This window comes from Saccharothrix longispora, from assembly GCF_031455225.1.
Taxonomy (GTDB): Bacteria; Actinomycetota; Actinomycetes; order Mycobacteriales; family Pseudonocardiaceae; genus Actinosynnema; species Actinosynnema longispora.
This window is the reverse complement of sequence record NZ_JAVDSG010000001.1, coordinates 5,250,902-5,262,732: the sequence shown is the minus strand read 5'-3', so window position 1 is coordinate 5,262,732 and position 11,831 is coordinate 5,250,902. Positions and strand designations below refer to the sequence as shown.

Below are 11,831 nucleotides of genomic sequence, written 5' to 3'. Positions count from 1 at the left end.
GTGGGCTTCCTCGCGGGACGCCACGTCCTGGTCGCCGGCGCCGGCGTGACCGGTCGCTCCGCGGCCGAGGCGCTGCTGGCGGCGGACGCGGCGGTCACCGTGACCGACGGGTCCGGCGACCGCCTCGCCGCGCTGGAGCAGCTGCTGCCCGGCGTGGACCTGGTGCCCGGCCTGGTCGCGCCGCCGCCCGGCGTGGACCTGGTCGTGACCAGCCCGGGGTGGCGGCCGGACAGCCCGCTGCTGGTCGCCGCGCGGACCGCCGGCGTCGAGGTCATCGGCGAGGTCGAGCTGGCCTGGCGGATGGGCGCGGAGCTGGCCGACCCGCCGACGTGGCTCGCGGTGACCGGGACCAACGGCAAGACCACCACCGTCGGCATGCTGGAGTCGATCCTGCGCGCGGCCGGCATCGACGCCGTGGCGTGCGGCAACGTCGGCCTGCCCGTCGTGGACGCGCTGCTGGCCGGGCACCGGGTGCTGGCGGTGGAGCTGTCGAGCTTCCAGCTGCACTGGTCGCCGTCGGTGCGGCCGTTCGCCGGGGTGCTGCTGAACCTCGCCGAGGACCACCTGGACTGGCACGGCACGTTCGGCGCGTACGCGGCGGCGAAGGCCGGCGTGCTGACCGGCGGGGTCGCGATCGGCGGGGTGGACGACCCCGTGGTGGCGGAGCTGCTGGCCGCCGCGCCCGCCGGGGCGCACGTCGGGTTCACCCTCTCCTCCCCCGAGGAGGGGCAGCTCGGCGTGCACGACGGCGTGCTGGTCGACCGGGCGTTCGGGCCGGACGCGGTGCTGCTGCCGGTCGCCGACGTGCAGCCGGCCGGTCCGCCCGGCGTGGCCGACGCCCTGGCCGCCGCGGCGCTGGCCCGCGCGCACGGCGTGCCCGCGGAGGCGGTCGCGGCGGGGCTGCGGTCGTTCCGGCCGGGCGCGCACCGCGCGGTCGTCGTCGCCTCCGCCGGCGGCGTGCTGTACGTGAACGACTCGAAGGCCACCAACCCGCACGCCGCCGCCGCGTCGCTGCGGTCGCACCCCAGCGTGGTGTGGGTGGCGGGCGGCCTGCTCAAGGGCGCGTCGGTGGACGACCTCGTGCGGGCCGAGGCGCACCGCATGCGCGGCGCCGTGCTGATCGGCGCGGACCGCGAGGTCATCGCGAAGGCGCTGGCCCGGCACGCGCCGGCGGTGCCGGTGGCGGTGCTGGACGGCGCGACGATGGACGACGCGGTCCGCGCGGCCCGGTCGATGGCGCAGCCGGGCGACGCCGTGGTGCTCGCGCCGGCGGCGGCGTCCATGGACATGTTCAGCGACTACGCGCACCGCGGCCAGGCGTTCACGGAGGCCGTGCAGGCGCTGGTCACGAGCTGAACACGCGCGACACGCGGCGGATGTTCATGTTTTCCGCGTGCCCGCGGGAGACGATGGGCGCATGACTGCGGTGGAACAGCGACCCGCTGCTCGCGCGGCCCGACCGAGGCGGCCCCGGCGGCCGACGCGCACGTCGCTGACCGCGTGGCTGGGCAGGCCGCTGGCGGACTTCCACCTGCTGCTCGCGATCTTCGGCGTGCTGACCGTGCTCGGCCTGATCATGGTGCTCTCGGCGTCCGCGCCGGGGGAGGTGGCCGAGGGCGCGTCCGCGTACAGCGTGTTCAAGAAGCAGTTGCTGTACGTGGGCGTGGGCGCGGTGGCGTTCCTGGTGGTGCTGCGCATCCCGCTGCGCCGGTTCCGGCACGGCAGCACGATGGCGATGCTCGTCTGCGTGATCATGCTGTGCCTCGTCCTGACCCCGCTGGGGACGGTCGCGGGCGGCGCGCAGTCGTGGTTCACGGTGGGGCCGGTGTCGTTCCAGCCCATCGAGCCGGCGAAGCTCGCGCTGGCGCTGTGGGGCTCGCACGTGCTGGTCACCAAGCGCGCCCTGCTCGACCAGTACCGGCACCTGCTGGTGCCCGTCGTGCCGGTGGCGCTGGTCGTGTTCGCCCTGGTGATGCTGCAACCCGACCTCGGCGGCACGATCACGCTCGGCGTGGTGCTGATGAGCCTGCTCTGGTTCGTCGGCGCGCCCATGCGGCTGTTCGGCGTCATCGCCGTCGGCGCGGTGACCAGCGCGGTCGTGCTGGCGGTCGGCGCGGACTACCGGATGAAGCGCGTGCAGACGTTCCTCAACCCGGCGGCCGACCCGCAGGGTGACGGGCTCCAGGCGCTCCAGGCGCTCTACGCGCTGGCCGAGGGCGGGTTCCTCGGCAAGGGCCTGACCAATGGCAGCTCGAAGTGGCGCTACCTGCCGAACGTGCACTCGGACTTCATCTTCGCGGTCATCGGCGAGGAGCTGGGCTTCATCGGCTGCCTGCTGGTGCTCGGCCTGTTCGTCCTGCTCGCCGTGGTCGGCCTGCGCATCGCCGCCCGCAACACCGACCCGTGGATCAGGATGGTCTCGGCGACGCTCACGGTGTGGCTGGTCGCGCAGGCCGCCATCAACATCGGCTACGTCGTGCAGTTGCTCCCCGTCACCGGCATCACGCTGCCGATGATCTCCTCCGGCGGCACGTCGGTGGTCACGACGATGGTGGTGTTCGGCATCCTGGCCAGCTGCGCCCGGCACGAGCCGGAAGCCGTCTCCGCGCTGCGCTCGCTGGGACCGGGCCGGGTGGGCGGGGTGCTGAAGCTGCCCGCCCCCGAGGCGTACAAGCCACCGCCCAAGCGCCGCCCCTCACGCCCTTCCACGCCGCCCAGGAGCCGCAAGGCCGCACCGCCGCCGGTCGACGAGAGGCGGATGGCCGGCCGTCACGCTCCGCCGTCGGAGTACCGTCGTCGCGAATCCCGCAAGGCCGGTCAGGACCGGGACGTGAGGTCCCGGCGCAGGGACGGGCGTTAGCGGGCACAGCAGTACACCGACGCGAGGAGGAAGTGCGTGACCGGGGTTCCCCAGCAGGCCGGACCGTGCGTGGTGGTCGCCGGAGGCGGCACCGCCGGGCACATCGAGCCCGCACTGGCCCTGGCCGACGCCGTCATGCGGCTGCGGCCCGACGCGCGCGTGGTCGCGCTCGGCACGGAGCGCGGGTTGGAGAGCAGGCTCGTGCCCGCCCGCGGCTACCCGCTGGAGCTGATCCCGCCGGTGCCGATGCCCCGCAAGCCCACGCCGGACCTGCTCAAGCTCCCGCTGCGGGTGCGCGGCGCGGTCAAGCACACCCGGGAGATCCTGGACCGGGTGCGCGCGGACGTGGTGGTCGGCTTCGGCGGCTACGTGGCCCTGCCCGCCTACCTCGCCGCCCGCGGCCGGGTGCCGATCGTGGTGCACGAGGCCAACGCCAAGGCCGGCCTGGCCAACAAGGTGGGCGCGAAGTTCGCCGAGCGCGTCGCCGCGGCCGTGCCCGACTCGGGCCTGGCCGACGCCGAGGTCATCGGCATCCCGCTGCGCCACTCGATCACCTCGCTCGACCGGGCCGCGCTGCGGCGGCAGGCCCGCGCCCACTTCGGGCTGCACCCGACCGCGCCGGTGCTGCTGGTGTTCGGCGGCTCCCAGGGCGCGCGGTCGATCAACAACGCCGTCTCGGCCGCCGCGCCCGCGTTCGCGCAGGCCGGCATCGGCGTGCTGCACGCGCACGGCCCGAAGAACACCCTCGCCGTGCAGTCGGTGCCGGGCGCGCCGCCGTACGTGCCGGTGCCGTACCTGGAGCGGATGGACCTCGCCTACGCGGCGGCCGACGCGGTGCTGTGCCGCTCGGGCGCGATGACGGTGGCCGAGGTGTCCGCCGTCGGCCTGCCCGCGGTGTTCGTGCCGCTGCCGCACGGCAACGGCGAGCAGGCGCTCAACGCGAACCCCGTCGTCTCGGTGGGCGGCGGCCTGCTGGTCCCCGACGAGCAGCTGACCCCCGAGTGGGTCGCGGGCACCGTGGTGCCGCTGGTCGCGGACCGCAACCGGCTGGCCGCCATGACCACCGCGACGCTGAGCACCGGTCACCGCGAGGCCGACGAGGTGCTGGCCCGCATCGTCCTGGAAGTGGTCGGGAAGTGAACCACGTCCTGGACCGGGTCCACCTGGTCGGCATCGGCGGCGCCGGCATGAGCGGCATCGCGCGCATCCTCCTCGCCCGCGGGGCACAGGTCTCCGGCTCCGACGCCAAGGACTCGCGCACGGTGCTCGCCCTGCGCGCGCAGGGCGCGGCCATCGCGGTCGGCCACGACGGCGCGAACCTCGACCAGCTCGACGGCGGCCCCACGGCCGTCGTGGTGTCCACCGCGATCCGCGCGGACAACCCCGAGCTGGTCGCCGCCCGCGAGCGCGGCGTGACCGTGCTGCGGCGCGCCGAGGCGCTGGCCGCGCTGATGGAGGACCACCGGGTGGTCTGCGTCGCCGGCACGCACGGCAAGACGTCGACCACCTCGATGCTCACCGTGGCGCTCCAGCACTGCCGGCTCGACCCGTCGTTCGCCATCGGCGGCGACCTGAACGAGTCGGGCGCCAACGCCCACCAGGGCTCCGGCGGCGTGTTCGTCGCCGAGGCGGACGAGAGCGACGGCTCGTTCCTGCACTTCGCGCCGTCGATCGCGGTGGTGACCAACGTCGAGGCCGACCACCTGGACCACCACGGCACCGTCGAGGCCTACACGGCGGTGTTCGACGCGTTCCTGGAGCGCATCCGGCCCGACGGCGTGCTCGTGGCGTGCGCGGACGACCCGGGCGCGGCGGCGCTGGCCGAACGGGCCGCGAAGCTCGGCATCCGGGTCCGCCCCTACGGCCGCACGGCCACCGGCCCCGGCTCGGCCCGCCTGGTCGACCACCGGCCGCACGAGGGCGGCGGCCTGGCCAAGGTCGAGGTCGACGGCGAGGTCGTGGAGGTCCGCGTCTCCGTGCCCGGCGAGCACATGGCGGGCAACGCGGTCGCCGCGCTGGTCGCCGCGCTGGAGCTGGGCGCGGACCGCGCGGGCGTGCTGGAGGGCCTGGCCGCGTTCGGCGGGGTGCGCCGCCGCTTCGAGTTCAAGGGCCGCGCGGGCGGCGTGCGGGTCTACGACGACTACGCCCACCACCCCACCGAGGTGGCCGCGCAGCTCACCGCCGCCCGCGCGCTGGCGGGGGAGGGCAAGCTGGTCGTGGTGTTCCAGCCGCACCTGTACTCGCGGACCCGGCTGTTCGCCGACGAGTTCGGCACCGCGCTGGGCCTGGCCGACGAGGTCGTCGTGCTCGACGTCTACGGCGCGCGCGAGGACCCGGAGCCGGGCGTCACCGGCGCGCTGCTGGCCGGGAAGGTGGCGCTGGACGCGGGGAAGGTCCACTACGAGCCGTCGTTCGACCGGGTGCCCGCGCTGGTGAAGGGGCTCGTGTCGGACGGCGACCTGGTCGTCACCATGGGCGCGGGCGACGTGACGATGCTCGGCCCGGAGATCGTCGGGGAGCTGGATCGGTCGTGAGCACGCGGACGGCGCGTCGTCGCCCGGCCACCGCCGCACGGCGACGCCCGTCGCGCGGCCCGTCCCGGCGCACGGTGCTGCGCCGGAGACTGGTCGCGATCCTCGTCCTGGTCGGCGTCACGGCCTTCGTCGTGACGGTCTGGTTCACGCCCGCGCTCGGCGTGCGCGAGGTCGAGGTCGCCGGTGTGGTGGACCTCACCGAGGCGCAGGTCCGCGAGGTCGCCGCGATCGACGAGGGCACGCCGCTCGTGCAGCTCGACACCCGGGCCGTCGCCGACCGCGTCCACCGGCTGTCCCGGGTCGCCGGGGTGACCGTGGAGCGCGTGCTGCCGTCGACGGTGCGGCTCACCGTGGACGAGCGCGAGCCGGTCGCCGTGGTGAAGGCCGCGGACGGCGCGCACCTGGTCGACGCGACCGGGCGCGACTACGCCGTCGTGGCGTCGCCGCCCGACGGCGTGCCCGAGCTGACCGCGCAGCCGAACGCGGTGGCCGCCGCCGTGAGCGTGCTGACGGCCGTGCCCGAGTCGCTGCGCCGGGAGGTGTCGCTCGTGCGGGCCGGGTCGCCCGCCGACATCCGGCTCACGCTCTCCGAGGGGCGCGAGGTCCGCTGGGGCTCGCCGGAGGACACCCCCCGCAAGGCCGCCGTGCTCGACGTCCTGCTCACCCGGAACGGCACGGTGTTCGACGTCTCCAGCCCAGAACTGCCGACGGTGTCCGACGGGCCGGAGTGAAAACCCCCACACCCGGAACGGGTTTGAAGGGGAAAAGTCGGTCGTCACGCGCCGCCCGGCCGTCGATACTCGCGCCCCATGGGCAGTGAGAAGACCGACAACCGCGTCGACGTGCCGTTCTCCGGTGACGAGCGGACCCTTTTGTGCTCCTTCCTCGACTTCCTGCGCGGCACGATCGAGCACAAGTGCCGTGGCCTGGGCGACGAGGACGCGGCGCGTCCCGTGCTCCCCTCGCAGCTCACCACGGCCGCGGGCATCGTCAAGCACCTGCGGTGGGTGGAGAACTACTGGTTCCGGGTGGCGCTGGCCGGCGAGCCGAGCAAGGCCCCCTACACGCAGGACGACCCGGACGCGGACTGGCGCGTCGAGCCGGGCGAGACGATCTCGGGATTGCTCGCCGACTACGCTGCGGAGTGCACGGCGAGTCGGGAGCTCGTCGCGGGACTCGACCTCGACCACGAGGTGGCGTTCCGGGGTGACGAACGCCTTTCCGTGCGCTGGGTGCTGATCCACATGATCGAGGAAACGGGTCGGCACGCGGGGCACCTGGACGTGGTGCGGGAGCTGCTCGACGGGACGACCGGCGAGTAGTGACTGCTCACCCGGTCGGGACACAACACGGCGTGGCTGCTGGACCGAGGCATTCATGGTGCATAACGTCCAGCAGGAACATACGGGGTTGACACAACTCTTGACCTCTGGTCGAGGGTTTCAATCCGGGTGGAGTTCCGTCCGGGCTGTGACACCGGTGGTCATCCACTCCAGCACATGAGCACGGACACGATCAGGAAGGCGGACCGATGACGCCCCCGCACAACTACCTCGCGGTGATAAAGGTCGTCGGCATCGGCGGTGGCGGCGTGAACGCCGTCAACCGCATGATCGAGGTCGGGCTCAAGGGCGTCGAGTTCATCGCGGTGAACACCGACGCCCAGGCTCTGCTGATGTCGGACGCCGACGTGAAGCTCGACATCGGCCGCGAACTCACCCGCGGTCTCGGAGCAGGCGCCAACCCGGAAGTCGGCCACAAGGCCGCAGAAGACCACCGCGAGGAGATCGAAGAGGTCCTCAAGGGCGCCGACATGGTCTTCGTGACCGCCGGCGAGGGCGGTGGCACGGGGACCGGCGGCGCGCCCGTCGTCGCCTCCATCGCGCGCAAGCTCGGCGCGCTCACCATCGGCGTCGTGACGCGACCCTTCTCGTTCGAGGGCAAGCGCCGCGCCAAGCAGGCCGAGGAGGGCATCCAGGCCCTGCGCAACGAGTGCGACACGCTCATCGTGATCCCGAACGACCGGCTGCTCCAGCTCGGCGACATCGGTGTCTCGCTGATGGACGCGTTCCGCTCGGCGGACGAGGTGCTGCTGTCCGGTGTCCAGGGCATCACCGACCTCATCACCACCCCCGGTCTGATCAACCTCGACTTCGCCGACGTGAAGTCCGTGATGTCCGGGGCGGGCAGCGCCCTGATGGGCATCGGCTCGGCGCGCGGCGAGGGCAGAGCCGTGACGGCCGCGCAGAAGGCCATCAACTCGCCGCTGCTGGAAGCGTCGATGGAGGGCGCGCACGGCGTGCTGCTGTCGATCGCCGGCGGCAGCGACCTCGGGCTGTTCGAGATCAACGAGTCGGCGTCGCTGGTCCAGGAGGCCGCACACCCCGACGCGAACATCATCTTCGGCACGGTCATCGACGACTCGCTCGGCGACGAGGTGCGGGTGACGGTGATCGCGGCCGGGTTCGACAGCGGTGGGCCGACGCACAAGAAGCTGGAGCCGCAGGCACTGGCCGGTCCCGCCCGCGGCAACCCGGTCGCCACGGCGACCGCCGGCGAGCTGTCCGCGCCCCAGCAGCCCCCGCCGCCCGCCGTGCAGCCGCCGCCGCCCGTCACGCCCGTGGAGCAGCAGCAGCCCCCGGTCGTGCCGCAGCGCACCGTCGTGCCGCAGCAGCCCCAGCCCGTCCAGGGCAACGGCCAGTCGCCGTACTCGGCGCCGCAGCCCACCGGCCCCCGGTCGCTGTCCCCGGGCCTCCAGGGCGGCACCTCGGGAACCCTCCCGACCCGCGCCGTCCCGGTGACCGACGACCCCGACGACGAGGTGGACGTCCCCCCCTTCATGCGCCGCTGACCCGCGAGTCGTAAGCCCAGCCCGGGCGAGTCGTAAGCCCAGGCCCGGCGAGTCGTAAGCCCAGGACCCCCGAGTCGTGAATTCGGGGGTCCTGGGCTTTCGCGCTCGGAGGCACGAGCGTTCGGCACGGGGTGGCTGAACTTACGACTCGCCGGGCCTGAACTTACGACTCGCCGGGCCTGGGCTTACGACTCGCGGGGCGTGAACGCAGGGCTCGCGGGGGTGGGAAGCTGGGGGGGTGCGCATCCGTCGTGTCCTGACCACCCGTGAGGGTGGGGTGTCCAAGGCTCCGTTCGACTCGTTCAACCTCGGTGACCACGTCGGTGACGACCCGGCCGCCGTCGAGGCCAACCGGAGGAGGTTGGCCGAGGGGATCGGGCTGGCGCCCGACCGGCTGGTGTGGATGGAACAGGTCCACGGGCGGACGGTGGGTGTCGTCCGCGGGCCGGTCGACGCGCCGCTGGAGGCCACCGACGCGGTGGTCACCGACCAGGCGGGACTGGGGTTGGTGGTGCTCACCGCCGACTGCGTGCCGGTGCTGATGGGCGACCCCGAGGCCGGTGTCGTCGCCGCCGTGCACGCCGGGCGGGTCGGCGCGCGGGTCGGGGTCGTGCCGGCCGCGCTGGGGCGCATGGTCGAGCTGGGGGCGGACCCGGGGCGCGTCGAGGTGCTGCTGGGACCCGCCGTGTGCGGCCAGTGCTACGAGGTGCCCGCCGACATGCGCGCCGACGTCGAGAAGCACCTGCCGGGCAGTGCCGCCAAGACCCGGGCGGGCAAGCCCGCCCTCGACCTGCGGGCCGGGTTGTGGCAGCAGCTCGCGGACGCCGGCGTCGGGAAGATCGGCGTCGACCCCCGGTGCACGGTGGAGGAGAAGACGCTGTTCAGCCACCGCCGCACGCCGGGGACCGGGCGGTTGGCCGGTGTCGTGTGGATCGACCGGTGAACGGGGAGCGGTGAGTCGGGTGGGTGGGGGCGACGTGGCGGAGGGTGACGCGGTGGAGGGTGACGCGGTGGAGGCGCCCGGGCGGCGGGAGGAGCTGGCACAGGCGCTCGGGGAGGTGCGGGAGCGGATCGCGCGGGCCTGCCGGGCGGTCGGGCGCGACGAGGACGAGGTGGCGCTGCTCGCGGTCACCAAGACGTGGCCCGCGTCGGACGTGGCGATCCTGGCGGACCTGGGGCTCACCGAGTTCGCCGAGAACCGGGACCAGGAGGCGAGCCGCAAGGTGGCGGAGTTCGCCGAGCTGCGACCCGGCGCCGCCGCCGAATGGCGGATGGTCGGTTCCCTCCAGCGGAACAAGGCCCGCTCGGTGCTCGGCTGGGCCGACCGGGTGGACACGGTCGACTCGATCCGGCTCGCCGACGCCCTCGCGAAGGCCGCGACGAAGCCGGTGGACGTCCTCGTCCAGGTGAGCATCGACGGCGACGTCGCACGTGGCGGGCACCCCATCGGTGACCTACCGCGACTGGCCGATCACGTAGCACTTACGAGTGAACTTTTTTTGCGAGGTGTGATGACCGTCGCACCCCTCTCCATGTCTCCACAGCAGGCGTTTGCCGCTCTATACGAAGCGGTAACCCGCTTGCGGGACGATCATCCCGATGCCACCGTGATCTCGGCGGGGATGAGCGGCGACCTGGAAGATGCCATTGCACACGGTTCGACGTGCGTGCGTGTCGGAACAGCGTTGCTGGGCAGCCGGAGACTAGCCTCGCCGTAACTGTCTGGAACCCTGGGACGGCCGCGACGTCCTTGCGGGTAGGGATCGGCGGAGGAAGGGCTCGAACCATGAGCGGGTTTCACAAGCTGAAGGCTTACTTCGGGATGGTCCCCGCCGAGTACGCCGACGACCCCGACGCCTACGACGGTGACCGTCGGTACTCGGACTACCGGTCCGAGTACGCCGACGCCGACGACTACGAGCCGTACCCCGAGCAGCGCGGTCCCCGCCGCCGGCCGGCCGGCGCCTACCGCGCCGAGTTGGACGAGGCGGAGGACTTCGAGCCCGAGCGCGGCGCGCGGCCGCGTCGCTCGTGGAGCCCGGAGACGCACGGCGCGCTGGCCGTGGAGCCGCAGCGCGAGCCGGTCAGCAGGCTGCGCCCGACCCCCGAACCCGTGGGCAACCCGCTGGCCCGGATCACCACCCTGCACCTGCGCAGCTACAACGAGGCGCGGACCATCGGCGAGCACTACCGCGACGGCACGCCGGTGATCATGAACCTCACCGACATGGACGACGCGGACGCCAAGCGGCTCGTCGACTTCGCGGCGGGTCTCGTGTTCGCGCTGCGCGGGTCCATGGACAAGGTGACCCACAAGGTGTTCCTCCTCTCACCTCCGGACATCGAGGTGACTGCGGAGGACCGGAGGCGGCTCGCCGAGGGCGGGTTCCTCAAGCGGGACTGAGTGGTGGCACAGTTGACGCTGTGGATGCCCTCTGGCTCGTGGTCTACTACGTCCTGTTCTCGTTCTGGCTGCTGCTCACGGCGCGTGTCGTCGTCGAGCTGGTCCGCAGTTTCGCCAGGGGATGGCGGCCTGCGGGCGGGGTGGCAGTTGCTCTGGAGACCGTGTACACCGTGACCGATCCCCCGGTCCGCCTGCTGCGTCGGCTCATCCCGACCGTGCGGATCGGGGGCATCGGGCTGGACTTGTCCATTATTGTGCTGTTGCTGGTCGTTATCATTCTGATGCGAGTAGCCGATCCCAGGTGAGGGGACCGGGGATGTCCACAGCCCAGGAGTGCGTGAGGTGATCTGATGCCGTTGACCCCCGCGGACGTGCACAACGTCGCGTTCAGCAAGCCGCCGATTGGCAAGCGGGGCTACAACGAGGACGAGGTGGACGCGTTCCTCGACCTGGTTGAGGGCGAGCTCGCCCGCCTGATCGAGGAGAACAACGACCTGCGCCAGCAGGTCGAGCAGCTCGACCAGCAGGTCGAGACCGCGCGTGCCGACCTCGAGGACGCCCGAGCCAAGGTCGCGGCAGGCGTCGGCCCCGGCCGTGTCGTGGACGAGCCCCGCAGGCTCGCGCCCGTGCCACCCCCCTCGGCGTTGGAGCAGACGTCGCCCGGTGGTGGTGGGGACCACCACGTCCAGGCCGCCAAGGTGCTCGGTCTGGCCCAGGAGATGGCCGACCGGCTCACCGGTGAGGCCAAGGCCGAGGCCGACGGGATGCTGTCGGAGGCCCGGACGAAGTCCGAGCAGCTGCTGAGCGAGGCCCGTGCCAAGGCCGACACGATGGTCAACGAGGCGCGCACGCGTGCCGAGACCATGCTCAACGACGCGCGGACCCGTGCCGAGACGCTGGAGCGGCAGGCCCGTGAGAAGGCCGGTGCGCTCGACCGCGACGCGCAGCGCAAGCACGCCGAGGTGATGGGCAACATCACCCAGGAGAAGAACACGCTCGAGAAGCAGATCGACAAGCTCCAGACCTTCGAGCGCGAGTACCGGACCCGGCTCAAGACCATGCTGGAGTCGTCGCTGCGCGACCTCCAGGACCGGGGCCCGGCCGCACCGTCCGACAGCCGCCAGCCCGGCGGCTACTCGTTCGGGGCGCGCGCCGAGGCCGGCTGATCGGCGTCGCTGATCT

12 protein-coding genes are annotated in these 11,831 nt (G+C 73.0%); all 12 read left to right on the top strand.

What is annotated here, in order from left to right; all coding sequences use genetic code 11:
• The 12 genes from murD (at nt 1) to wag31 (ending at nt 11,815) form a co-directional block, all read left to right on the top strand.
• Nucleotides 1-1,356: a UDP-N-acetylmuramoyl-L-alanine--D-glutamate ligase gene (murD, locus tag J2S66_RS21655; RefSeq protein WP_310309051.1), complete on the top strand. Its 1,356-nt coding sequence runs from the start codon at nt 1-3 to the stop codon at nt 1,354-1,356.
• Nucleotides 1,357-1,417: 61 nt separating this feature from the next.
• Nucleotides 1,418-2,860: a putative lipid II flippase FtsW gene (gene ftsW / locus J2S66_RS21650; RefSeq protein ID WP_310309050.1), complete on the top strand. Its 1,443-nt coding sequence runs from the start codon at nt 1,418-1,420 to the stop codon at nt 2,858-2,860.
• Nucleotides 2,861-2,896: 36 nt separating this feature from the next.
• The gene (gene murG / locus J2S66_RS21645) at nt 2,897-4,000 is read left to right on the top strand and encodes an undecaprenyldiphospho-muramoylpentapeptide beta-N-acetylglucosaminyltransferase (RefSeq protein WP_310309049.1); all 1,104 of its coding nucleotides are present in this window, start codon (nt 2,897-2,899) and stop codon (nt 3,998-4,000) included.
• A gap of 47 nt (nt 4,001-4,047) precedes the next feature.
• Complete coding sequence (gene murC / locus J2S66_RS21640; protein ID WP_374726210.1) at nt 4,048-5,394, top strand: UDP-N-acetylmuramate--L-alanine ligase; 1,347 nt, start codon at nt 4,048-4,050, stop codon at nt 5,392-5,394.
• Nucleotides 5,391-6,125, top strand: a complete 735-nt coding sequence (locus tag J2S66_RS21635; RefSeq protein ID WP_310309047.1) for a cell division protein FtsQ/DivIB — start codon at nt 5,391-5,393, stop codon at nt 6,123-6,125. Before murC ends, J2S66_RS21635 begins: the two co-directional genes overlap by 4 nt.
• 78 nt (nt 6,126-6,203) lie before the next feature.
• Nucleotides 6,204-6,716, top strand: coding sequence for a DinB family protein (locus tag J2S66_RS21630; protein WP_310309046.1), 513 nt, complete (start codon nt 6,204-6,206; stop codon nt 6,714-6,716).
• A 209-nt stretch (nt 6,717-6,925) separates the two neighbouring features.
• A complete protein-coding gene (gene ftsZ, locus J2S66_RS21625) occupies nt 6,926-8,245 on the top strand; it encodes a cell division protein FtsZ (RefSeq protein WP_310309044.1) in 1,320 nt (439 codons plus the stop codon).
• A gap of 238 nt (nt 8,246-8,483) precedes the next feature.
• Nucleotides 8,484-9,188, top strand: coding sequence for a peptidoglycan editing factor PgeF (gene pgeF / locus J2S66_RS21620; RefSeq protein ID WP_310309043.1), 705 nt, complete (start codon nt 8,484-8,486; stop codon nt 9,186-9,188).
• Between the two features lie 52 nt (nt 9,189-9,240).
• Complete coding sequence (locus J2S66_RS21615; protein WP_310309042.1) at nt 9,241-9,963, top strand: YggS family pyridoxal phosphate-dependent enzyme; 723 nt, start codon at nt 9,241-9,243, stop codon at nt 9,961-9,963.
• 68 nt (nt 9,964-10,031) lie between these two features.
• The gene (locus tag J2S66_RS21610; RefSeq protein ID WP_310309041.1) at nt 10,032-10,649 is read left to right on the top strand and encodes a cell division protein SepF; all 618 of its coding nucleotides are present in this window, start codon (nt 10,032-10,034) and stop codon (nt 10,647-10,649) included.
• A 20-nt stretch (nt 10,650-10,669) separates the two neighbouring features.
• Nucleotides 10,670-10,954: a YggT family protein gene (locus J2S66_RS21605; RefSeq protein WP_233812844.1), complete on the top strand. Its 285-nt coding sequence runs from the start codon at nt 10,670-10,672 to the stop codon at nt 10,952-10,954.
• A gap of 45 nt (nt 10,955-10,999) precedes the next feature.
• Complete coding sequence (gene wag31, locus J2S66_RS21600; protein ID WP_310309040.1) at nt 11,000-11,815, top strand: DivIVA-like cell division protein Wag31; 816 nt, start codon at nt 11,000-11,002, stop codon at nt 11,813-11,815.
• The last annotated feature ends 16 nt before the right edge of the window (nt 11,816-11,831 follow it).